Below are 24,224 nucleotides of genomic sequence, written 5' to 3'. Positions count from 1 at the left end.
TTTAAAATCACATCTTTCATTTTCATGCAATAATAGTACAAGGTTTTTATTTTCACTTCACAAATACTCCTAGCGATTGAAAAAATGGTAAACGCCGTTTTTTAAAAAGCACAATATCATTGTATCATAATTAATATAAAAAAACATAATTATGAAAACTACAATGAAATTTTTTATCTATGGATTACTAATTATCGCCTTAGTATTAACGTCTTGTTCTAAAGATGGGGATGCCGGATCAACTGGCACAGCAGGTATTGCAGGGGTAGACGGAACGAATGGAACTGATGGCGTAGACGGCACAAATGGAACAGATGGTGTTGATGGGGCGAATGGAGAGGACGGTGCTAATGGTAATGCAAATGTTGAAACTACAGTGTTTTTGAACCCAACATGGTCAACTTCTGGTTTAATGACTTTACAAGTTCCTGGCATTACTCAAGATGCATTTGATTATTATTTAATACTAGGCTTTGTAAAAGAAGGAAGTATTTGGTATTCAGCAAACGGAAACCAGGCAGTAGGAGGTTATTATAAGGGTTACTATGATATAGGAAGATACTTTATAAGAGCTTATGATTTTAATGATGTTATTGATCAAACCCGACCAACTATTCCAGAAGCCAAAGTAATTATTATAGAACCGAGCAACGTTATCTTACAAAGCGGGAATGGAAAAAATGCAAGCACACCTTCAAACTTTCGAAAAATCATTCTTGCAAAATTGTTACATGCTGGTGTAGATATCAACGATTATAATGCGGTGCGTAACTATTTCAATATTACGGAATAAGTCATTGATATAGCATAGCGCCCTGAATTTCTATGGAATTTAAATTCCTGAAAAACTACAGCTATTTTTTTAAAAATTGTCTATTGCTCTGGGTGGTCAAAAACCTTCCAGAGTAATATTTAGTACCTCTATATATTTTTCTAAACATACTGAAACTACTACATATTCTTTTTTAAATTAAAAAATCATCCACAAAAATATGGTTATGAAAACACTTGAAATTTTATACAAAAACATATTTCTAACAAAGATTTTAGCCCTACTCTTTATAATTTCTATGAGCTGCAGCAAAGGCGATGGGTCAGCAGCTGTTGAAGTTGTAAAAAATACTGAAAAAGAACTGAGCAGTTTCAGCTTTTTATCAGCCAATAATGGGGCATTGGCTACAGATGTAATAGCAAACATAAATACTACAGCAAAAACTATTACTGCTAATTTACCTAGCGATACGCCACTTACAGCTTTAATACCAACAATCGCAATATCCGCAAAGGCAAGTATTAACCCTCAAGGCGAACATGACTTCACCAACCCAGTAACCTACACGGTTACCGCAGAAGATGGCTCTACAAAAAGTTATAGCGTATCTGCAAGTAGTAAGACTAGTGCCAAACAGATTGCCAGTTTTGTTTTTCTTGCTACAAACAATGCTATAACCAGCAATGTGGTAGCTACTATAAATGAAGAAGATAAAACTATTACCGCTACAATGCCTCTAGGTACAAATGTTACAGAGTTGCAACCGGAAGTACAACTATCTGAACTGGCAACGGTTGACCTTAATACCGTTCAAGATTTTACGGAACCCATAGAATATACCGTAACTGCTGAAGATGGTAGTGAAGAAATTTATACAGTAACTATAACCACAATATTAAACCAACGTCAAATTTTACAAGCTGTTTTAGATGCCAACCCTGGTACTACCTTGGACTGGGATCTACAAAATACAATTGACTTAAATATTCTTGATGGGGTTACAACAAATACCGAAGGTACTATTGTTGAATTAATAATGGCAGTAGACAATTTATCAGTATTACCACCAGAAATTGGTCAATTAACGATGTTAGAAAAACTTAATATTTTTAATAATAAAATAACAGAAGTACCCAATGAGATCGGTGAATTAAAAAATTTAGTGTTTTTAAGCTTATCAAGCAACCTTATACAAGTTTTACCTTCTGAAATAGGTGAATTAACTAATTTGAAGATTTTGATTTTAACTGATAATCAAATAGGTTCATTGCCTGCTGAAATAGGCAATCTAAACCAGTTGACCAATTTGGTTGCAAGGTCTAATAGTTTAACTATGCTACCAGCAGAAATTAGAGGTTTGACTAGCTTAAAAATCCTTTCGCTCGCAAATAACCAATTTGAATCAATTATTCCAGAAGTTGGAGATTTGAACAACTTAACAAGCCTAAACCTAAATGGTAACTCACTATCTGTTTTACCAAAAGAAATTGGCGAACTACCTAATTTGACATTATTAAATATTGCTGAGAATCAATTTCAAGAATTTCCAATAGAAATAACAACACTAGAAAATCTGACATTTTTAAGCATTAGTGCGAATAATATCACTACGATAGACGTAGCAATTTCCAATTTAAGCAATCTAGAATCCCTTTTTATCAGCGATAATGAACTAAATAGTGTGCCCCGAGAAATTGGCAAATTAATAAACTTGAAAAAATTAAGTCTAAGAAATAATAAAATTACTAGCCTACCCCCTGAAATAGGTTTTTTAATAAAATTGAATGAGTTAAGTATTAGAAATAACAACCTTACTTCAATACCAAGATCTATCTGTTACTTAGAAGATTTCAATGATTTGAATCTAAGTAAAGACAACCAAGTTAACTGTGCCATACCTACTCAAAAAGATGTACTTATAAGTATCTATAGTGCCAACCCTGGTAATACTTTAGAGTGGAGTGTAGATAATTACCAAGGAGTTAGTTTCAATGCCAATGGCAAGCCCATTGCTATTACTGCGAACAATAAAAACCTTTCTAGAATACCCGATACTATAGATCAACTTGTTGAATTAGGAAACTTAGCTGTAAATAGTAATAACTTAACAAGCCTACCAACAACACTCGGCAACTTAAACTCCTTGACTGTCGTCACAGCGGCGAGCAATAATCTAAATACGGTTCCTTCAGAATTAGGGCAACTTACCAATTTGGTGCTTTTAAGTTTAACCTCAAACCCAATTACAAGTATCCCAACAGAAGTGTGCGATTTGCAAACATCTAATGGCGGCGTACTCACCCTACTCACAGATCCGGGAGAAGGCTGTGATTAAATAAACCAATACACAAATACTATTAGTAAATGGATAGTAACAGTTGACTGTTTTGAACGTATTTTAAATTGTACTGAAGAAGGCTAACATTCTATTCTCTCCTCATGTTTAGCAGCCGATTCCCCCAGTTCGAATTACAAAAGGCGACCAATGAGGTCAACATTAATAAACCATTTAAATAAGTATCTTACGGAATTAAATGAAGAAAAATTACACGACTTACTGGGTTAAGTCGTAACTGAAATGGGAGTAGCTGCAAACGGCCCATTAATTACTATTGGAGATAAATTGAGCCTCTACACTACCCAATCAGAATCAGAACTTTTATCGTTTAGCGAATTAGCCGCAAAACCGATATCGCTGAAAGGTATGTGAGAGAATGGTTATCGACATAAGTAGCATCCGGCTATGTGCAATATCATGCCGTCATACATAAATTTTCAATGACACTAGAACAAACCATGGTTTTTGGAAACAGAAAGAGTCCTATTTTTATGAAAGGAGCTTTTTATGCCATTGCATCAGTATATTATGATGAGCCAAAAATAGAGAAGGCTTTTTAAACGGGTGAAGGTGTTTCTTGGTGAGACCATAACAACTGCTTATTTTGTGGAACGAAGAAATTCTTCAGTCCCTCCTACGAAGGAAACTTAATTACCAGTTGACTTCCAGTTATGTAAGTTCTCATTGAGAAATTAGCTAAAGTAGCTGACGTTGGTTGCGGACATGCATCTTCTACTATAAGTATGGCAAAAGCATTTCCTAATTCTTCTTTCATGATTAGTCATTTTGGCCTTAGACAGGTTTATCAAATCTTGACCTACCCAAATTATCAGGTCAATTGGATTTATAAACTGGTAAGAAATCCACTAATGTATAGCTTCATTATCACTTGTTGTGTTGCAACTACAATGGCTACAGGTCGTCTTTTCTTTGTTACTATTTCAACAGTATATATGGTAATTGCTGTTAAATTATTGAAAGAAAAGGGCCTTCGAAAAGTATTAGGAGATAAATATTAGAAGTATCGAAAAGTTGGTTGCTAGGCTGCAATTAAAACCATTTAAGTAATTGATAACGTAGTGATTGATCAAGCGATTCACAGATTAGTGAATTCAAGAAATGAAAATACCGAGCAAACAGATGCTATGAATGGTGCTTCTAATTACGAGAAAGTACATAGACAATTTAGGGCTCCATTCGGTTTGTATTTGCTAAATTAGGCTCATGAACCCTTAGTTGGAATTAATCAATCATTAGAAATTATAGCCATAAATTGAGCATCAATTACATAACATCAAATAAATAATGGATTTCAACAACCAAATCAACTTCTTAAAAGAACTCCAGCAGAACAATTCAAAAGAATGGATGGATGTAAACCGGAAATGGTACAAAGAAGTCCGTGATGATTTTATTGTTTGGTTAAATAGTATGAATACTAGACTATCTGCTATTGATGATGAATATTATGATACGCCCGGTAAAAAGGGAATTAACCGTATCAATAACAATCTCATGTTTCATCCTAATAAACCTGTTTATAAGGATCATTTTGGAGCAGGATTTGATAAAAATCCCCACACAGCAGACTTCTATTTTGAGTTAGGTATAGAACGATGCGTTTTTGCAGGAGGATTGTGGAGACCAGATTCAAAAACCTTAAGAAGTGTCAGGGAGGCTATTGACTACGATGGTGAAGACCTCGATAATATTCTAAATAAAAAGTCCTTCAAAAAACATTTTGGAGGACTTTATGAGGATGTGAAATTAACCAATTCGCCAAAGGGTTTTTCTAGTGATCACAAATACATAGAACTACTACGTAATAAAACTTTTGCTGTAGCACAGGAATTCCCAACGAAATTAACTTTCAATGAAAATTTCAACGAAAAATTAGTTGAAGTATATACCGAAATGTTGCCGTTTAGGCGTTATTTAAATAAGGCGATTACCGTATAGTTATTCTGTTGTATCTGATGCAGGTATCAAACGAGCTTTCAAATCTGGTTGAGCCATGGTACTATCTAAAGGAAACATTGGTCTTTTAATACGTTTGTAGCCCAAGCGGTTTAGGTCTTGGTCAACGCCACCTGGTGTCAACGCCATAATCCAATCACCACGCATTTCATATAACTCAGGGACTAAATACCCTATTTTTATTACGACGATATCCGTTTCTTTAGGATTCAAACCTAGGTTAGTAAAATCACTCAGGCGATGATATGGTTTTCGTTTTTTAGTTACGATTATATGAATGCTTCCTACTTTAACAACGACTTCTACTTCGGCATTCCTGTCACCTTCTTTGATTGCAGTGATTGTACCTTCTAATGCTAACGGTCCGGCGAAACGATTATCTACTGCAGCACCTGCCGTTGCATTTATTTTTCCGCCTACGCCAATTTCTAAAGCCTCTTTTACAAATTCAGGTCCTGGGATTGAGGCATAAATTAATGAAGGTCCAGTTGCTGATTTAAATTCTGGCCTTGCAAGTAATTCCTTTAAGGTCCAAGTAACATCGCCTGCACCACCCGCTGTTGGGTTATCACCCAAATCACTAATCATATAGGGATGTTTTTCACTGGCCAATGCCAATTTTAAACTCTCTTCCAATGTTGTGGTAGGGGCAACGAATTCAAACTCATTTCGAACATCCCAAAAGCTTTGTGCCAATTTCTCGGCACCTTTTTCTACCTTTTCCTTATCATCTCCCGTGACCATAACAACTGCATGATTACGTGGTTCATCTGCCCAAGCATATCCTATCCAAATTGCAGCATCGATAACACCATCTTGTTTTGTTATGTCCGGTATTTTGGCATAAAGACTTTTACCAGGTTCTATACGGGTACTTGTTTTTTCACCAGGTAAAAGAATTGGTACAGGCACCCATGCTTTGTACGCAGGTTTACCTTTACCATTTTCAAGGCGATCCAAAAGATTGGTAACCGCTCTTTTCTTAGACTGTATAGCATCTTCATGGGGCGCCATTCTATAACAGGTTATTAAATCGGTATGTTTAGCTAATTTTTCAGAAACATTACCATGTAAATCCATTGAAGTGGATATAAGTACATCATTTCCGATAACAGTCCGTATACGTTCTATCAAATCACCTTCTGGGTCATCGAGTCCAACCACACTCATAGCGCCATGAATATCAAAGAAAAGTCCGTCATATGGTCCATTTTTCTTTAATAATTTCAAGGTTTTAGTGACCAAAGATTCATAGGCTTCTCTAGTTACCGTACCACCGGGAAGTGATTTTCCAACTAAGGTCGGTATCCATTCGGCTCGTTGTCGTTGTAATGAATCGATTTGTAAAAATGGATATCTAGTATATACCGAATCTCCTATTTTTGCATGAAAAGCTTCCTCTGTAGAAAGAGCAGGCGAAAAAGTACTACTTTCAATTCCTAAACCAGCAATAGCAATTTTAGGTAATTTCTTTTCTTCCGCAGAAGTAGTGCCTTGTTTACATGATGCTGATAGAACTAAAAGTAAAATGGCTTTAACGTATAGTAATTTCAAATTGGTAGTTGGTTTAAAGTTCGTAATTGAGTTAAAAAAAATGATAATAGTTACATCTTCAAATGTATGTTAATTAAATTTGAATATTACTTTTAACGAAAACGTTTTCGAAATAAAAAGGATACTTTTTTTTCTTTAAAAAAAATCTCGTAGGGCATTGGTTATGTATCTATACCCTAAAAATTTGATGGATTTGTCATAAAATCAGTACATGATTTAACTTGTCATATAATCGATAAGTATTAAACGTAATAGTTGACATGTCTATATAAAGAACTACATTAGGTAGTGAATTAACTCAACATTTATAATGGCAAATTTTAATATTGATGCTAAAAAGGAGATGACCTACGATGCCATCGTGATTGGATCCGGAATTAGTGGAGGATGGGCAGCAAAGGAGCTTTGTGAGAAGGGATTGAAAGTATTGGTGTTAGAACGTGGACCAATTGTAGAGCATGTTGTAGATTATCCTACCATGAATTTAGACCCTTGGGATACAGAACTGAGAGGTGGATTAACCCCAGATCAAAAAGAAAAGCACTACAAAGCAATTCGTTCTGGATGGATTGGTACGGATACCGAACATTTTTGGGCAGATGATGCTGCAAATCCGTATACAGAAGAAAAACCGTTCTTATGGCTACGTGGTCATCAAATGGGTGGTAAATCGCTACTATGGGGTAAGCAAACCTACCGTTGGAGTGATTTAGATTTTAAAGCAAATGCGAAAGATGGTCATGGTGTTGATTGGCCAATTCGTTATAAGGATATTGAGCCTTGGTATACCTATGTAGAGAAATTTGCTGGTATTAGTGGAGAAGCGTTAGGATTACCGCAATTACCGGATAGTCATTTTCTTCCGCCAATGGAGTTGAATTGTGTCGAAAAACATGTAAGGGATAGAATTGAAAAGCAATTTGCTGGTAGAAATATGATTATTGGTAGGGTAGCTCATCTTACCCAACCACATAATGGACGAGGACAATGCCAAAATAGGAATAGATGTAGTAGAGGGTGCCCTTATGGTGCTTATTTTAGTAGTAATGCGGTAACCTTACCACCAGCAAATGCAACGGGTAATTTGACCATTAGACCTTACTCTATTGTACAATCATTAATATATGATGAAGCAAAAGGAAAAGCTACAGGGGTTCGAATTATAGACTCAGAAACAAATGAAGCTATAGCGTACTCAGCCAAAATCATTTTTGTAAATGCATCTACCTTAAGTACCACTCAAATATTAATGAACTCTACCTCTAATCGTTTTGAAAATGGATTAGGAAATGATAGTGGTGAGCTAGGTCATAACCTTATGGATCACACCTATAGGGTGGGAGCGTTAGGTAAAGTTGAAGGATTTGAGGATAAGTATTATAAAGGAAGAAGACCCAATGGTATTTATATTCCTAGATATGTGAATATCGATGAGAAAAGTAAATCTGATAAGTTCGTTCGTGGTTTTGGATATCAAGGTGGCGCTTATCGAGGTGGTAATCCCGCAAATATTGAATCCTTTGGAGCTGACTACAAGGATCGTATTTTAAAGCCTGGTCCATGGGAAATGTTCATTACAGGATTTGCAGAGTGTTTACCGTATCATGATAATAAAATTTCACTGAATACGGATGTTTTAGATAAATGGGGACAACCTACATTAACGATTGATGCGGAGTTTAAAGCAAATGAAAAGGCACTGAACAAACAGATTCAAGAAGACGCTGTAGAAATGCTAACAAAAGCAGGTGTAAAAGATGTAATGGGCTTTGATAATGAGCACCCACCAGGGTATGGTGTTCACGAAATGGGAACAGCACGTATGGGTCGAGACCCAAAAACATCTGTTTTAAATGAATTCAATCAAGTCCATGCCGCTAAAAATGTATTTGTAACTGATGGTGCATGTATGACTTCTTCATCATGTGTAAACCCTTCATTGACGTATATGGCACTAACGGCTAGAGCGGCTGACTATGCGGTATCCGAATTAAAAAAATTAAATATCTAAGCTATGGACAGAAGAAAAGCGTTACGAAAAACAGGCCTTTTTGCAGGAGCGACCATTTTAATGCCCTCCATGCTTTCTTTATTTGAATCTTGTAAGTCTGAAACTAGACTAGATTGGCAACCTTTATTTTTCACTGGTGAGGAAGCTAAAACTATTGCTGCTTTGGTAGATATGATATTACCAAGAACAGATACACCAGGAGCATTAGATGTAAAATCAGATATATTTATAGACACGGTTATTGCCAAAAGCTATGATAAAGAAGGACAGGATGATATGAGAGCGAATATTACCGCTTTTAATGAAAATTGTAAATCGAAATACGGAGCTGTTTTCTATAATTTAAACGAAGACGATAGAATTGCGATATTGAATGAAGCTGAAAAGAGTTCTGGAAAATTCGGTAAAGGTGTATGGGGAGCTGGGGTTGGGCCTCAAGAACCCATCGGTTTTTATAGATCCATGAAATCAATGGCTATTTGGGCTTATTTCACCTCTGAGGAAATGGGTGAGAATGTGCTTAATTATGATCCAATACCAGGCGCCTATGAGCCATGTAAACCATTGTCTGAAGTAGGAAATCGTTGGAGTTTATAGTACTCTGATTCCTATTTCTGAGTAAGATGTAGTAAGGTTTTTTACTAGATAAAGGCATTTCGAAAAACCACATTAGGGAATAATCTTTAATGTGGTTTTTTATATGCTTAAATTTCTAGGGTATATTTATTATCAATCTAAAAAAACGTATCAAATTGAAGAACGACAGAATAAAAGATATTCAAAGGGAAATACTTTCAGATAACTGGTACACACTTAATAAATATACTTTTAAATACCAGAAGCCAGATGGTAGTTGGGAAACCCAAAAGCGAGAGGCATATGACCGTGGTAATGGCGCAGCAATTCTATTGTATAACTCAAAAAAGAGTAGCGTTGTACTTACCAAACAATTTAGAATGCCCACATATGTAAATGGTAACGATGATGGTATGATGATAGAGGTTTGTGCCGGATTATTAGATGGTGACAATCCTGCGGATTGTGTGCGAAAGGAAACTGAAGAAGAAACGGGCTATAAAATCAGTAATGTTAAAAAAGTGATGCAACCTTATATGTCACCTGGCTCGGTGACCGAAATTCTTTATCTATTTGTTGGAGAATATGATGAAAGCATGAAAGTAAGTGAAGGGGGCGGAGCCGAAAACGAAACTGAGAATATTGAGGTATTGGAACTGGACTTTAACAAAGCGATGGACATGGTTGATACGGGAGACATTAATGATGCTAAAACTATTATGCTGCTTCAATACGCTAAAATAAATGCGTTAGTTTAAGTTATTTCGTCCGACCAAATGGTATGAAAGATTTGCCTAAAATAGGATTTGGTGGCGGTTGCCACTGGTGTACCGAGGCAGTTTTTATGGCATTGAAAGGTGTGAAGAAAGTGGAGCAAGGATGTATAGCATCAAAGGATAATTTAGATGACTTTTCAGAGGCTGTCATTGTTTATTTTGACGAAAAGCAGATTGGTTTCAAGGACTTGGTAGAAATTCATCTATCAACTCACCAAAGCACACAAAACCATTCTATGCGCCATAAATATAGGTCTGCGATATATTATTTTGAAGTAGATAAAAAAGGTTCTTTAAAAACGATAATGAATGAAGTACAAAAGGAATATTGTATCCCATTAATAACTAAGGTGCTTCCATTTGGGAAGTTTAAATTATCTGATGAGCAGTTTCATAATTATTATTTCAGCGATACAAACAAGCCCTTTTGCAAGACTCACATTTCACCCAAAATAACACTACTTAAAGAGAAGTTTGCAGCGCATGTTGCTCCTAAGGTATAAGATTACAATACTTAATAGGTATTGCGAAGAGTTTCGAGCATACCTTCTAGTTGTAAACGTTCCTCCGCTAAAGATTGTTTAAAGTGATTGTTCATAAAGCTAAAAATCAAGGTTTTACCAGAGTTTGTTAGTAAATATCCACTTAAACAATAGTTATTGCTTAGACTCCCAGATTTGGCATAGACGTACGGCTTACCCTCTCCAATAAAACGCTCCTTTAAAGTTCCGGAAATTCCACCAGCAGGAAATATAGCATACAAACGTTCTTGGGGTATCATCGTATATAATTTATCTAATACCGACACCATATTTTGTGGTGTAAAAAGATTGTAGCGTGATAGGCCCGACCCGTCTACCCATCTAGGTTGCTGGGCCAAATCGATTAACTCATTTTCTAAAATATGAGTTCTTGCTATGTTACCATTCAAGGTGTCTTTTAATTCAGAAGCTGCTAAAAGTAAGAGTTGTTCTGCAATGAAGTTATCGCTCTCATGCATCATTCTTATGTAGAGCGAATCTGCATCTATACCATAAAGCGTTTTTTTATCTCCTTCGGGTATTAATAACCTTATACCTACTGGTTTTTTTAGCACTTTTTCCAAAATTGACTTAGTTGCCTGAATGCTTGTAATAAACGGAATTTCTAAGGTGTCTGTTGACTGAGGAGGATAATAGAAAATATTCGTTGCTTCATTTCTATTGTTCTTGTGGGTAAGTTGAAATACACTGTCCTTAAAATAAGGTGGAGAAACTATCAATTCAGGATTTTTATAAGACATTACAACATTGCCATAAACAGGTAACCCACTTCGTTCTGGGGAATAATACCACTGGTAATCGTCCCAAGCCCAACCTGGGCCGTACTTTTCATCTTTAAAATTCCCTAAAGCATATACCAAATTGGTTTGACTTTTAAGAAATTTAAGTGCAGTTGAATCTTTTAGATAAGGGTGCAAGAACGAAGGGTCTCCCGTTCCTTCGAAATAAAGCGTATCCTTTACTTTTATATACCGTAAAGTAGGTATTTGCTTAGGCAAGCTTTTTATGGCAGCAAATAACGTAAAAATCTTAGTGTTACTGGCAGGAATGAAATACTTGTCACTGTCTTGATTATAAACGGTATCCTTAGTTTGAGCATCAATAATTAAAACTCCGGTAAATTGATTTTTATAGAAGGCTGATGAAAGGTTACTATCTAACTGTTTGCTAATAATGGCTTTCTTGGAACTACAGGCAGAAATAATGATGAAAATGACTACTTTAAAAAGAATATTTCTCATAACTTCTAAAGTACAAAACTATAGTCTTTATAGTACCGAAAAATTTAACATGACCGCTTTTACTTTAACTTTTTGTAAGCAATATTCAATGTGTATTTCTGGTTATCTTTATACAACAGCAAACCAATAACAATTATTAAATCATGGCAAATTCAATGCTTGAGTATAGTAAAACAGTACTTAAAAAGGTGAGTTTTGATACATTGCTTTTCTGCAAGGAATTAAAAAAAGCCCTCGTGACGTTACTACCTGAAGAGGTGGAGGAATTAAAAATCTGGTTGAAAAATTTTATAACGGACAAGCCAGAATTACAACAAAGTTTACTTTATTTAAAAGTATAAAAAAGAGCCACTCAAAGTGGCTCTTTTTTATACCAAGCAACCAAGTGTTTAAAAGGGAATCTTATGTAAAATGATTTTCTTTAGCCACTTTTTTTCTTATAATGATGATAATTTAGATTAAGATGTACCAATTGGGAACACTAAATTAGTTGGCGAATGGTTGTTGACTGAAAGCTACATTAGTCCGGGTGGTGCTGCCGAATGGCAAAATATAAAGGATGTCGATATATTTTTGACAATAATGGATTGTTTCACAAACGGGATTAAGAGTATACACTGCCACAAAAAGTAACATTTCAAGTAAAGGAAAATGAATTTTTTTGTACTTCAAAAATGAAGGTTTACAAGTTACCTTGTGTTATAGAATTGAACTCAATAAAGATACATTTACTCTTATCATCATCTTATCCTAGTATACGTATTGAAGGATGACTATATTGTTTTGAGAAAGAATAGAATCTTATTTATTCAGCGGACTTATAATTTTCACATCTTGAAATGCTATTGCACCTCGAACGACACTTGTTATAACATCTTTTAAAGCATCGGTAATCTGAACTTTAAGTTCTTTTTTGTGGTAGATAAGACTCACTTCTCTTGCCGGTGAAGGATCCTTAAAATATTTAAGGTTTTTTTTCTTCTCCGTATCAAGTTCGATTGTATTCAAATAGGGCAGAAGTGTCATTCCTAATCCTTCATTCGAAAGATTAATCAGCGTCTCGAAACTTCCGCTTTGAAGACTAAAATGCTCACCACTCATTTTAGGAGCTTTGCATAAATTTAAAACACCCTCTCTAAAACAGTGGCCATCTTGTAACAGTAATATATCTGAAATATCCAAGTCTTCAGGCACGAGTTGAGAACTATCGCCCAATCGATGTTCTTTTGGAACATAGCCTACAAATGGCTCATAATATAGAGGTCTCTCCTTTATAAAATCGACTTCTAGTGGCGTTGCAGCGATAGCGGCATCTAAATGTCCGTCATGTATATTCTGAATAAGGCTTTCCGTGTTCTGCTCTTTTATGATAAGATTTACTTTTGGGTATTTCTGTATAAAAGTCTTAAGAAACATGGGTAAGAGTGTCGGCATGATTGTGGGTATAATTCCCAATACATAATCACCTCCTATGAACCCTTTTTCTTGCTCTACAATATCCTTTATGCGAGCGGCTTCATTTACAATATTTTTAGCCTGAGCTACTATTTTTTTACCAACTTCGGTAATGGTAATAGGCTTTTTACTTCGGTCAAATAGTAGAATGTCGAGTTCATCTTCTAACTTTTGAACCTGCATACTAAGTGTAGGTTGAGTTACAAAACTTTTCTCGGCCGCAAGGGTAAAATTCTTATATTCTGCAACGGCAAGTACATACTGTAATTGAGTAATAGTCATGTGTATAGTTTAAAGCTATAAAGCTACTAAAACCGATTCTGAAAACCTATAGTATTGATATCGTTTACTTGATGAGCTACATTTATTTCTCACTGTAATAAATTATAATACTGTTCAATTTATAACGTAAACTTCTGACTTATTTCAATATAAACTCGGTAATCAAATAACAAATTATCGCTAAAAGAAGTATTGCCAACCCTATAGCCAAAAAGCGAATTGCGTGGTTGACACATTTAAATTTATAAGCGGATATTTTAGAGTTGATGAAAATCTGTTGGCCTAAATGGTCAAAAAGTTCTTCTTCGGTTAAACTTATATTATAAAAAGTCTGTGAAAACTCCCTTATGGTGCCAAACTTTGAAATAATATCACCAAAAAATAAAATATTTCGGTCGTATTTTTCCTCGATTTTGGGGATAAAACAACGGATACTATAGTACACAGAAATTATGGTGCATATAACCCAGGAAATAAGTAGGGCATATAACAACCAATTGTTATCGTCTTTCTGCAAAACCGATACCACATTACTATAGATTATATTCAGTAAAATACCATAGAATGAAAGTATAAGACCCGCCTTTATCTCAGAAGCCTTTATAAGGCCAAAAACGTAATTGATACTTCCCCAATAATGGTCAACAAGTTCTTCAGTATGTGTACTCTTACCCTTAACCAACTTAAAAGTTGAGTAATCTTTTTTTGTAGAAGTATCTTTATATTGTTTCACTTCATCTACAACTTCCTTTTTTGCCATACATCAAATATTTTATAGGAATACTGAAAATCAATAAAGGTTATTGGATTGATTATTAAAAAAGAAATTATAAATCTGTAGGTCAAGGTAACAAGTTTTAGCTAAGCATCAAAAGATAGTATAAAGAATAGAACCAATTTAAACATTTTACTTGACCTCCTCCCGTTAAACTGGACAGTTTAAAACTGAAGAATTCAGGGCGAATAAATGTTTAACTTTAAACAAGTATTGGCTTATGAACCGATCAAAGTATTGGGGATAGCAGATTAAATTTGCGATTAAACAGGTAGAGACCGGCACCCGTATCCAAGAGGTGTGCCGCAATAGGGGTGTCAGTGAGGCTACATTTTATCAATTGTAAGAAAAAGTACGGAGGTCTGGGAGTATCTGAACTGCGCAGGCTAAAGAACCCCGAAGAAGAGAGTTCAAAGCTAATGAAACTTGTTGCGGACCTTAGCCTTGAGAAACAGATATTACAGGACGTACTGAAAATAAAGTTCTAAGACCGTCGAGAAAGCTTGGGATGGTCGATTACAACAGCTTTAGACCACACAGCTCGTTGGGGGGACATGTCCCCTAACGAGTACATCAAAATGAATGAAAATAGCGCATATTCTCTAGTTATGACCGGTACCTAAATATGGAAGGAGGTCATACTGAAATGGTAAAACATTAAGCAAATTTCTGATTTTTGGTAATAACAATAAAGGAATTTTATGAAAATATTTTTTGTTTTCTTATAAATAAATATTTCGCTTTTCCTTCAGAAATTCTAATTTTTGATGTTTTAAAGGTTCTCGAAACTCTTGAGCAAAAGAAGTATAGAATTTATGATTCTCAAGAAAATTTATCTGTAGGTCTAACCATTTTTCTTGATTATTCTCGATATTATAATATTGAAACTCTTTGAAAAGATTTTGACTTAAGGTGTCGTAATCATCCCTGCCTAAGTAATCTAAATCAGCATCTTTAATAATTTTCTCGTAAAAAGTTTTGGGTTGCTGAGTTATTTTTGTTGCTCTTATCAGACCATTTATGATACTTATTTCTTTAGGTTCTAAAATTGAAGGAAGCAATTGAGAGAGTGTTTTTATACCTCTTTCTTCATGATTAACAGGAGATATGATATACCCTAAATCATGACCAATGGCCGCTATACGTATGAGTTTTGAATGAGCACTATCTATATCGTAATAGGTTATATATTTATTACAGACATTAGCCACATCAATAGTGTGTGATACGCAATGATATGATAAATGTGGTGGTAAACATCGATCCAACGTGTCTAAAAGCTGCAGGCATAATTCAGGATATGCTTTTCGGTTATGCAGAGTCATGTACAGATTGGAATATAGTAATTCATAATGTCTTAAAAGTAAAACAATAAACTAAATGAAATATTGTTCAGGTTAGTTTGTTCTGATTGATGCAATTGAAAATTCATTCAAATTAGCTAAACGTACTATTACTTATAACCTTATAATGTCAAAATTATAAAATTTTAAAAAGAAACTGGTCTAAGAAAAAACTAGAATTAGGTTTTCATTGGTCAATAATTTAGTGATACAAAATCTTTATACCATAGGGCTTTTAATACATACACCAACGCTAATTGTTTTTGATGCATTATTGGACTAGTAATATGCTAGAGTTAAAATTGGGTTAAAGCAGTTTGATAGTAGTATATATTTGGACTTTTTTAATAGCTTATGGGAGCTAAAAAAAATAATATGACAAAGATTAAAGCATACGCTTCAGATTCTAAGGAGGCGGATTTAAAACCATTTGAACTAGAGCGCAGAGATACATTAGATGATGATGTTAAAATCGATATACTGTATTGTGGTGTCTGCCATAGTGATTTGCACCAAATACATAATGATTGGAAAAACTCTGTTTATCCTGTAGTACCTGGCCACGAAATCATAGGAAAAGTAGTAGAGGTTGGAAAAGGTGTTTCTAACTTTAAAAAAGGAGACTTGGTAGGGGTAGGGTGTATGGTAGATTCTTGCCAAACCTGTAGTGCTTGTAAAGATGATTTGGAACAGTTTTGTGAAAAAGGTGCTACGTTTACGTATAACAGTAAGGACAAACATTCTGGTGGACATACCTATGGTGGTTACTCCGAAAGTGTAGTTGTTGACCATAAATTTGTCTTGAGGGTTCCTGAAAACTTAGATGCTAAAGCGGCCGCACCATTATTATGTGCAGGTATTACTACTTATTCACCTTTAGCCCATTGGGGCGTTAAAAAAGGAGATAAAGTAGGTGTAATCGGCTTAGGTGGATTAGGGCATATGGGAATTAAATTTGCACATGCTATGGGAGCCCATACGGTAATGATTACAACATCACCTTCTAAAAGTGAAGATGCAAAAAAATTGGGTGCGGATGAGGTTTTAATTTCAAAAGATGAAGAGCAGATGAAAAAGCATGCTGGTTCTTTTGATTTTTTATTGAATACGATTCCAGTTGGTCATGATATGAATCCTTATACTAGTCTATTAAAAAGAGATTCAACGATGGTCATAGTTGGTGCTGTTGAACCTTTAGATCCATTACATGGTGGGAGTTTAATTATGGGAAGAAAAAGTATCGCCGGATCATTAATTGGTGGAATGAAAGAAACACAAGAAATGTTGGATTTCTGTGGAGATCACAATATAGTTTCCGATATAGAAATGATTGATATTCAGAATATTAATGAGGCTTATAAAAGGTTGCAGAAATCTGATGTTAAGTACAGATTTGTTATTGATATGAAGTCTTTAAAAGATAGCTAATTAAAAATTAGTTTTGAAAAAGAGCCATTTTAAATGGCTCTTTTTATTTAAGTTTAATATAGTCTATATCAAGACTAAAATCTTCCTCAATATTATTTCCAATCAATAGCGCTATTTGAGAAATAAAATCACCTTTAAAATTCGGTAGTTCCAAAGAACCCCCTCTAAAAACAGGCTGCATCTTCTCAAACGGAATTGTAATTGTTTTCCAATTTTTTCCTGAATTAAAAGTATAGATATAAGAATGCCTTTGATGGTCACTTGATTTACAACGGAACTGATATTTTTTACCATCTCCCTTCAATCGAATTTCGAATGAGGAATACTCCTCAACTTCAATGCGCTCTAAATCGTGCCTTAACAAAGAAAAACCACCATTATTCTCAAGTGAAACGTGTCCGCTAAATACTCCATTTCCATTCTGATTAATTTGTATGAGGCCCATAGATATACCACCCATCACTTCATCGTTAACAATGTGCCAGTGCTTAAGATTACACTTTTTAGAAAAATCAAAAATGGTTAAAACTTCGCTCATAATAAATTTGTTCGAATTGAATCTTTTAGATGGGTTAAAATTAGACGAACTTAACGAAATGCAAATATCTTTTAAGTATTAATTTTGACTGTTATGTAATAGGTGAGAAGAATAAAATTAAGGATATCGTTTTAATTTTAAAAGGACGGTGCAGAGGTGGTTCATTACAATTTTTCAATCTGTATTCGTGGTAGGGAAGTAAGATTAATCTATGTTTAAAAGAGAAACCGTAATTGCTTGCCTATAATTTTGAGTTTTTCCATTTCAAATCATCTTGTAAATCTACACTATTGAGATAAGATATCGTAACGTAATAAAGGTCATGCACAAAGTGAATAGTAGAGAATTCATCTTCGTTATATTTTAAGATTACTTTAATTTACGATAGAATTAGGTGTCGGTTTTACCATTTGCTTACTATTATTTTAACATAGGCAGGCCAATTAAATCTGAAATAACTAAATGCTTGAGTCTATAGTCTTCACCGATTATCTATGAAATATAGGAGCTTAAAAACAAGCTCGTCTAAACTTAACTATTAAGTCTTCTCATCTCCTTAGCGACCGCTTTTTCTGCAGCACCCTGTTTTTCTAATTCTTCGATTATTTTAGGATGGTCTTGAGTTCTACTTTGCGATAATTTGTTTACGGCTTGTATATCGTTAATGATTATCTCAAAACCAATGATACCGGTAACTTGACGCATGGTCTTTTTCGACATATCATTTATTGAAATGGGATGTTCTGAAGATTTTTCATGTTTATCGACTAATTCATACAGTGCATTTGTTAATTCCTCCGGAGTTTGAATTTTTACGCTACCATAAACATGAACGGCAACATAGTTCCAAGTGGGAACTTCTTCTTGTTGATACCAAGAAGAGGAAACATAACTATGTGGACCATTAAAGATGCAAAGTACTTCATCGCCGTCAATCAAATTTTTGCTCTGAGGGTTGGCCTTTGCAATATGGCCGACTAATACGTCTTTACCATTTCTATTCTTTCCAATTTCTAATGGTATATGGGTACCCCAGGGTTTTCCATCAATAGTATTAATTAGTATGCCAAAACTATTGTTTTTTAGGAAGTTATGAATTTCGTTCAGGTCATTGTTTTTGTAGTGCTCCGGTATAAACATGTAATGCTATTTAAGAGGTAAATATAATAGATTTTCACAACCTGTTTATGAGCAAACTTTTTAATGCTTTGCGCTAAGCAAATAGCCTAGGGTATGATACATTGTAAAAGAACTTAAAAATCAATAAAATGCCATTTATAACAAATAAAATAGCAAAAGAACAAGTAGATATTTTTTATGAAGATTATGGTAGTGGACAGCCCGTGATTTTAATACATGGTTGGCCCTTAAGTAGAAAATCTTGGGAACAGCAGGTGTGGAAAATAGTAGAAGAAGGTTTTCGTTGTATTTCATATGATAGAAGAGGTTTTGGAACGTCATCATCGCCATGGAACGCCTATGATTACTCTTCACTAGCAAGTGATTTAAATGTCATAATTGAAGAACTTAAACTAGAAGATACCATTATTGTTGGATTTTCGATGGGAGGTGGAGAAGTGGTGCGTTACTTAACGGATTACGGCTCTGATAAGATTGCAAAAGCTGTACTTATAAGTTCGATTATTCCATTAGTGAAGCATAAATCCGATAATCCTGATGGTGTGCCGGAGAAAGCTTTAAATGGCATTATAGATGCTTTGCAGAATGATAGAGTAGGATTTTTAAAAGAATTCAGTAAAGGATTTTATAATTACGATGAGAACAAAGGGGACAGGGTGAGTGAGGCTCAATTAGATTATGATTTCACTATTGCTTCTTTTGCATCGCCAAGAGCAACCATTCAAACCGCATTAGCATGGATGCATACGGATTTTAGGTCTGAGTTGAAAAATGTCGATGTACCTACATTAATAGTACATGGTGACGCAGACGGAACTGTTCCTATTGAAACTTCAGCCAAACAAGCTGCCGCAGGAATAACGGATAACACCTTTGAAATTATTAAAGGTGCACCGCACGGACTCAATATTACCCATGCAGATGAATTGAACAAAATTTTGATTCCTTTTTTGAAGAAATAGACTTACCCTTTATAAAATTAACAATCCCGATAGTTCAGAGCGTATCGGGATTTTTTTATGCTTCACTTATTTTGTTGAAAACTTATTTGAATACTAGTTTTCAATGTAGAGCTTAGTTAAAACAGGTAGATGATCCGAGATATGTTTATTGTTTTCCATTCGGTCATCAATATGTATATACGCTTGTACTTCAAAATTCTCGACAAATATATAGTCTATCCGATCAGATAAAACCCGGTCATGCTCAAAACCATTAAATGTTCCAGTTGGGCCATAAAAAGCTTGTTGGGTTACCATTTGCGCATCATTCAATGCTTTCTTTAAAAATTGAATCGGAGTTTCTTCTGGTCGTAAATTCAAATCACCCATTAGAACAACAGGGAGTTTATCCGTATTTAATTTTTTAATTTTTGAAACAATAAGTTCAGCTGATTTTTCACGTGCTCGCCTTCCCATGTGGTCAAAATGGGTATTGAAAACCCAAAATTGTTTTTGTGTATAAGTATCTTCAAATAGGGCATAGGTGCAAATACGTTCTAAAGCGGCATCCCAACCAACAGAAATTTTATCAGGTGTTTCTGAAAGCCAGAAGGTTTCGCTTTCTACTAATTTGTAGTTGGTGGTATCAAATAGAATAGGGGAGTACTCACCCTTCTCTTTTCCATCTTCACGTCCAACCCCAGTAAACGTAAAATGGGGAAGATGCTCTACCACATACCTTAATTGACCATGCAATACTTCTTGCATACCAATAATACCAGGCTGATAGTGCTGCAGTAATTCGACCATTGCATCTTTTCTATCGTTCCAATTGTTTACCGTGTCATTAACATTGTCATACTTTATATTATAGGTCATGACCGTGGTTTCTTGGCTATAACTATTCGATAATGAAATACATAAACTTAAAACAAATACTATTTTGGGTGCTTTCATAAATTTACTTTGCATTTTTATATTTATCGAACCAAGCCAAAACACTTGCAATTTTTGCAACCAGATTACTTGGTCTATTGGCAATACCATGACCCGCTCCGGGTATACGCACCATAGCAGTCTCTACGCCTTCTAATTTTAAAGCGGTATAGAATTGTTCAGATTCTGCAATTGGAGTTCTATAGTCCTCGTCTCCGGTCAATAACATGGTTGGTGTGGTAACATTACCTACGTAAGATAGAGGCGAACGCCTAAAATAGTTTTCTGGATCTTCCCAAGGTTTCTTGCCGAACCAATATTTAGAGAAGAAGGCTGCGCCATCTGCGTACAAAACAAAACTTGTCCAGTTGATTACTGGTTTGGCTACTACAGCAGCTTTAAATCGGTCGGTTTTGCCAACAATCCATGCTGTAAGAACACCGCCGCCACTACCACCGGTAACAAATAGATTATCGGAGTCTACATATCCTTTTTCTATTACCGCATCTACACCGCTCATTAAATCATCATAATCATGATTCGGATAGTCGTGGTGAATCAGGTTACCGAATTCCGCCCCGTAACTGGTACTTCCTCTAGGGTTACTATATAAAACTACATAACCTGCTGCTGCATACGCTTGAATTTCAGCACTGTAAACAGAACCATAACTAGTAAATGGTCCTCCATGAATCTCGAGGATAAACGGATATTTTTTAGTAGGGTCAAAATTAGGCGGGGTTACAATCCAGCCTTGTATATTTCTTTGATCGAACGAAGAATTCCACCAAATTTCTTCAACCTTCCCTAAGTTTCTAAAAGAAAATAAATCATCATTTACAAAGGTCAAACGTTTAGAACCTTTTTTATCCGCAACGGCTAAATCAGATGGATGCTCTGTGCCACCAAGGGTATAGGCAAATTTAGAGTTGTTAGAAACCGTAAAATCGGCAGCGTTATAGGGTCTTCCTAAAGAGAGTCCACCAAGACCTTCTTTTAAGGTAGTCACTTTTCCATCCAAAGTAATATGTCCGATTTTTGTATCTCCTTCTTCATCATATTGAAAATAAAGCCCTTTACCATCAGCTGCCCATTGTGAATTGGCAATATCTCTATCAAAATTTTCAGATAGTATTTTAGAATTGGAACCATCTGTATTCATTACATACAAATTTGTTATTTGATACCCTAACAACTTATCATCGTTACCGGAATAGGCTAACATTTCACCATCTGGTGAAAGGGTTGGAGAAGCATCAGGTCCATAACGTGTTGTTAAAGGGGTTACCACTGCTGTAGAAATTTTTAAGGAATAAACTTCGCTATTTGCCGGTTCGAAAGCTTCATCTGGATTAAAATTCGCTGAGAAATACAATGTTTGGTCATTTTTAGACCAAATAGGAGCGCCATGGTCAAATTTGGTATTGGTTAGCTGCTTCGGTGTACCTCCATCCACAGAGAGTATGAATAGTTGGTCATGCCCTCCCTTAATATAGCCTTCGCCATCACCTCTATAATTTAGTTTATCAATATAGATAGGAGGCATGTTCCAATTGGCGCCCTCTGGTTTCGAAGGTAGTTTTATAATTGATTCCTCTTTCTCTGGAACAAACATAGTAAATGCTAAATACTGATCATCATTAGACCAACTAACAGCGCCGGGTGCTTTTGGCGTATTGGTTAAAGGCGTTGTTTCTTTAGTGTCTAACCACATCATATACAACTTCATTTTATCATCAGCCATATTCGATTTAAAGATGATTTTCTTTCCGTCATGAGACCATCTTGGATAATAATCATTTTGATTACCCGTAGTTAAAGGACGGTTTTGAGAACCGTCATAATTAACAATCCATAGGTTTGATAAATTTTTATCTGTCATGATATCCTTAAAATTTCGTGTATAAATAATTTTAGTGCCATCTGGTGATATTTGTGGCTCAGAGATATACTCCATATTAAAAATGTCCGTAAGCTCAAGATTGGAAGATACTTGTCCCACAGCAGACACAGAACACAATAGGAAAAAGAGCGTTTTGATAAAAATTTTCATAGTGTAATTTTTGGTTTAAAATGATGGCATGAAGATAATGATAATACCTAAATTTTCTATTTTATTGGCGAAGTAATCTAGGAAGGATAAATCAATTCTTAACGCCTATTTTTATAGGTTTTTGTATTTTCACAGAATGGTCACCTACATTACATTTATCCGGTACTTCCGGTTTGGAATGATGAGGTAGCACTAGGTTTTTATGTGAGCCGATTGGGTTTCAAGATAGCTTTTGCTGATGATTTCAAAAACCAGAACTATGTAGGTGTTATAAATGATGCTATTGAAATACATTTGCAATGGCACGACGCCAAAGAATGGGAAATAGAAATCGACCGATTTATGTTGCGTATTGTTCGCAAGAATATAGATTCTATATTTTAAGAGTATGGGAAAAGGATATTTTTAATCCGCATACCCCAATTAGGGGAAACGGCACAGGGTACGGAGGATTTTGTTTTTTTTGCCCCCTTTTTAAATGGATTGACGTTTTGTAGTGATGTTTAAGTAAGAATAATATATTTAGTTGATAATCAGTAATTAAAAGTTATAGGATGAAGGTATTGTTTATAGGTGGAACCGGAAATATTAGCACCCCAAGTAGTAGATTGGCCATAGAAAAGGGAATGGATTTATACGTGCTGAATAGAGGAAAAGCGAAGGTCGAAATTGAAGGTGCACACTCTATTATTGGAGACATCAATAAACCTGAAGAGCTTACGGAACTTAAAAAGCACGAGTGGGATGTCGTAGTAAACTGGATTGCTTTTACTGCTGAAGATATTGAGCGTGATATTCAATTATTTAAGGGGAAGACCAAACAATATATTTTCATTAGTTCAGCGTCCTGTTACCAGACTCCATTGAGTTATCCGGTGATAACTGAATCTACGCCGTTATGTAATAATCTTTGGGACTATTCTCAAGGTAAAATAGCATGTGAGGATCGTTTGCAAAAGGCCTATAGCGAAGAAGGTTTTCCTATCACTATTGTGCGTCCTTCGTTGACTTATGATACCGTAATACCGATTGCTATTGGTGGGTTTAATAAATACAATACGGCGGATCGAATTTTAAAAGGAAAAGAAATTATTGTTCATGGTGATGGCACTTCACTTTGGACAGTGACCCACTCCGATGATTTCGCAAAAGGCTTTGTTGGCTTATTAGGATTGACAACAGCAATTGGTCATGCTTTTCATATTACTTCAGATGAGGTTTTAAGCTGGAATATGATTTATAAGATTTTGGCTGATGCTCTAGGTAAAGAGGCCAAGGTCGTTCATATTGCATCGGACTTTATCTGTAAAATTGAGCCTTCGTTTACGGGAACATTATTAGCAGACAAGGCAGAAAGTGTCTTATTCGATAATGCTAAAATAAAAACCTTTGTACCGGGATTTAAGGCAACTATACCTTTTTCCGAAGGAATAAAAAGAACAATAAAATGGCTGCAAGAAAAACCGGAACGTCAGAATATTGATATTGAGACGGAAGATAAAATTGAAAATGTGTTGAAGGCTTATAAATCTCTTAGTTGATTTTA

The 24,224-nt window shown here is 35.2% G+C and carries 23 protein-coding genes and 1 pseudogene; 15 read left to right on the top strand and 9 right to left on the bottom strand.

Annotated elements, in window-relative coordinates:
* The first annotated feature begins 151 nt into the window (after window positions 1-151).
* From ES765_RS08805 to ES765_RS08790, 5 genes are all read left to right on the top strand, one after another.
* Window positions 152-793, top strand: coding sequence for a collagen-like protein (locus ES765_RS08805; RefSeq protein ID WP_138113304.1), 642 nt, complete (start codon window positions 152-154; stop codon window positions 791-793).
* 205 nt (window positions 794-998) lie between these two features.
* On the top strand, window positions 999-3,107 hold the full coding sequence (locus ES765_RS08800) for a leucine-rich repeat domain-containing protein (protein WP_171017267.1): 2,109 nt from the start codon (window positions 999-1,001) through the stop codon (window positions 3,105-3,107).
* Between the two features lie 243 nt (window positions 3,108-3,350).
* Complete coding sequence (locus ES765_RS22575; RefSeq protein WP_262710677.1) at window positions 3,351-3,482, top strand: hypothetical protein; 132 nt, start codon at window positions 3,351-3,353, stop codon at window positions 3,480-3,482.
* Between the two features lie 371 nt (window positions 3,483-3,853).
* Entirely contained in the window at window positions 3,854-4,129 is a 276-nt protein-coding gene (locus ES765_RS22045; protein WP_212744223.1) for an isoprenylcysteine carboxylmethyltransferase family protein, read from the top strand.
* Window positions 4,130-4,415: 286 nt separating this feature from the next.
* The gene (locus ES765_RS08790; RefSeq protein ID WP_138113300.1) at window positions 4,416-5,069 is read left to right on the top strand and encodes a DUF2461 domain-containing protein; all 654 of its coding nucleotides are present in this window, start codon (window positions 4,416-4,418) and stop codon (window positions 5,067-5,069) included.
* On the opposite strand, the gene ES765_RS08785 is transcribed toward ES765_RS08790, so the two are convergent.
* Window positions 5,070-6,617, bottom strand: coding sequence for a M81 family metallopeptidase (locus ES765_RS08785; protein WP_212744224.1), 1,548 nt, complete (start codon window positions 6,615-6,617; stop codon window positions 5,070-5,072).
* Window positions 6,618-6,951: 334 nt separating this feature from the next.
* On the opposite strand from ES765_RS08785, the gene ES765_RS08780 reads away from it, so the two are divergent.
* The 4 genes from ES765_RS08780 to ES765_RS08765 all read left to right on the top strand — a co-directional run bounded on the left by ES765_RS08780 (window position 6,952) and on the right by ES765_RS08765 (window position 10,507).
* Window positions 6,952-8,652 carry a GMC oxidoreductase gene (locus ES765_RS08780; RefSeq protein ID WP_138113296.1) on the top strand — a complete coding sequence of 567 codons (1,701 nt, stop codon included), beginning with the start codon at window positions 6,952-6,954 and terminating at the stop codon, window positions 8,650-8,652.
* Window positions 8,653-8,655: 3 nt separating this feature from the next.
* A complete protein-coding gene (locus tag ES765_RS08775; protein ID WP_138113294.1) occupies window positions 8,656-9,249 on the top strand; it encodes a gluconate 2-dehydrogenase subunit 3 family protein in 594 nt (197 codons plus the stop codon).
* A 155-nt stretch (window positions 9,250-9,404) separates the two neighbouring features.
* Window positions 9,405-9,986 (top strand): GDP-mannose pyrophosphatase NudK, encoded by a 582-nt coding sequence (nudK, locus tag ES765_RS08770; protein ID WP_138113292.1) that lies wholly within the window; start codon window positions 9,405-9,407, stop codon window positions 9,984-9,986.
* Between the two features lie 23 nt (window positions 9,987-10,009).
* Window positions 10,010-10,507 carry a peptide-methionine (S)-S-oxide reductase gene (locus ES765_RS08765; RefSeq protein WP_138113290.1) on the top strand — a complete coding sequence of 166 codons (498 nt, stop codon included), beginning with the start codon at window positions 10,010-10,012 and terminating at the stop codon, window positions 10,505-10,507.
* An 11-nt stretch (window positions 10,508-10,518) separates the two neighbouring features.
* Here the strand turns inward: ES765_RS08765 and ES765_RS08760 are convergent, their stop codons facing one another.
* Window positions 10,519-11,787, bottom strand: a complete 1,269-nt coding sequence (locus ES765_RS08760; protein ID WP_138113288.1) for a D-alanyl-D-alanine carboxypeptidase/D-alanyl-D-alanine-endopeptidase — start codon at window positions 11,785-11,787, stop codon at window positions 10,519-10,521.
* 143 nt (window positions 11,788-11,930) lie between these two features.
* On the opposite strand from ES765_RS08760, the gene ES765_RS08755 reads away from it, so the two are divergent.
* Window positions 11,931-12,128, top strand: coding sequence for a hypothetical protein (locus ES765_RS08755; RefSeq protein ID WP_138113286.1), 198 nt, complete (start codon window positions 11,931-11,933; stop codon window positions 12,126-12,128).
* 460 nt (window positions 12,129-12,588) lie between these two features.
* Here the strand turns inward: ES765_RS08755 and ES765_RS08750 are convergent, their stop codons facing one another.
* Window positions 12,589-13,524, bottom strand: a complete 936-nt coding sequence (locus tag ES765_RS08750) for a LysR substrate-binding domain-containing protein (protein ID WP_138113284.1) — start codon at window positions 13,522-13,524, stop codon at window positions 12,589-12,591.
* 139 nt (window positions 13,525-13,663) lie between these two features.
* Window positions 13,664-14,284, bottom strand: a complete 621-nt coding sequence (locus tag ES765_RS08745; protein ID WP_249356298.1) for a Pycsar system effector family protein — start codon at window positions 14,282-14,284, stop codon at window positions 13,664-13,666.
* 265 nt (window positions 14,285-14,549) lie between these two features.
* Between ES765_RS08745 and ES765_RS22270 the strand changes: the two are divergent.
* Window positions 14,550-14,813 (top strand): annotated as a pseudogene (locus tag ES765_RS22270) (transposase); the annotation flags it as partial.
* A 208-nt stretch (window positions 14,814-15,021) separates the two neighbouring features.
* Here ES765_RS22270 and ES765_RS08735 read toward each other — a convergent pair.
* Complete coding sequence (locus ES765_RS08735; RefSeq protein WP_138113282.1) at window positions 15,022-15,624, bottom strand: HD domain-containing protein; 603 nt, start codon at window positions 15,622-15,624, stop codon at window positions 15,022-15,024.
* Window positions 15,625-16,017: 393 nt separating this feature from the next.
* On the opposite strand from ES765_RS08735, the gene ES765_RS08730 reads away from it, so the two are divergent.
* Window positions 16,018-17,070 carry an NAD(P)-dependent alcohol dehydrogenase gene (locus ES765_RS08730; protein WP_138113280.1) on the top strand — a complete coding sequence of 351 codons (1,053 nt, stop codon included), beginning with the start codon at window positions 16,018-16,020 and terminating at the stop codon, window positions 17,068-17,070.
* Between the two features lie 43 nt (window positions 17,071-17,113).
* On the opposite strand, the gene ES765_RS08725 is transcribed toward ES765_RS08730, so the two are convergent.
* Together ES765_RS08725 and ES765_RS08720 are read right to left on the bottom strand one after the other, a co-directional pair.
* The gene (locus ES765_RS08725; protein ID WP_138113278.1) at window positions 17,114-17,608 is read right to left on the bottom strand and encodes a CIA30 family protein; all 495 of its coding nucleotides are present in this window, start codon (window positions 17,606-17,608) and stop codon (window positions 17,114-17,116) included.
* 531 nt (window positions 17,609-18,139) lie between these two features.
* Window positions 18,140-18,748 (bottom strand): FMN-binding negative transcriptional regulator, encoded by a 609-nt coding sequence (locus tag ES765_RS08720; RefSeq protein WP_138113276.1) that lies wholly within the window; start codon window positions 18,746-18,748, stop codon window positions 18,140-18,142.
* Between the two features lie 128 nt (window positions 18,749-18,876).
* On the opposite strand from ES765_RS08720, the gene ES765_RS08715 reads away from it, so the two are divergent.
* The gene (locus ES765_RS08715; protein WP_138113274.1) at window positions 18,877-19,710 is read left to right on the top strand and encodes an alpha/beta fold hydrolase; all 834 of its coding nucleotides are present in this window, start codon (window positions 18,877-18,879) and stop codon (window positions 19,708-19,710) included.
* Between the two features lie 93 nt (window positions 19,711-19,803).
* Here ES765_RS08715 and ES765_RS08710 read toward each other — a convergent pair whose 3' ends face one another.
* Both ES765_RS08710 and ES765_RS08705 read right to left on the bottom strand, forming a co-directional pair.
* On the bottom strand, window positions 19,804-20,646 hold the full coding sequence (locus ES765_RS08710; RefSeq protein WP_249356296.1) for an endonuclease/exonuclease/phosphatase family protein: 843 nt from the start codon (window positions 20,644-20,646) through the stop codon (window positions 19,804-19,806).
* Window positions 20,647-20,650: 4 nt separating this feature from the next.
* On the bottom strand, window positions 20,651-22,678 hold the full coding sequence (locus ES765_RS08705; protein WP_138113272.1) for a S9 family peptidase: 2,028 nt from the start codon (window positions 22,676-22,678) through the stop codon (window positions 20,651-20,653).
* A 213-nt stretch (window positions 22,679-22,891) separates the two neighbouring features.
* Between ES765_RS08705 and ES765_RS21715 the strand changes: the two genes are divergently transcribed.
* Entirely contained in the window at window positions 22,892-23,062 is a 171-nt protein-coding gene (locus ES765_RS21715) for a hypothetical protein (protein ID WP_171017266.1), read from the top strand.
* A gap of 170 nt (window positions 23,063-23,232) precedes the next feature.
* Window positions 23,233-24,219, top strand: coding sequence for an SDR family oxidoreductase (locus tag ES765_RS08700; RefSeq protein WP_138113270.1), 987 nt, complete (start codon window positions 23,233-23,235; stop codon window positions 24,217-24,219).
* Window positions 24,220-24,224 lie beyond the last annotated feature (5 nt).

The organism is Maribacter sp. ACAM166 (assembly GCF_005771495.1).
Lineage (GTDB): Bacteria > Bacteroidota > Bacteroidia > Flavobacteriales > Flavobacteriaceae > Maribacter.
Note: the sequence above shows the minus strand (reverse complement) of the source record. Positions and strands in the feature narration are given on the sequence as shown.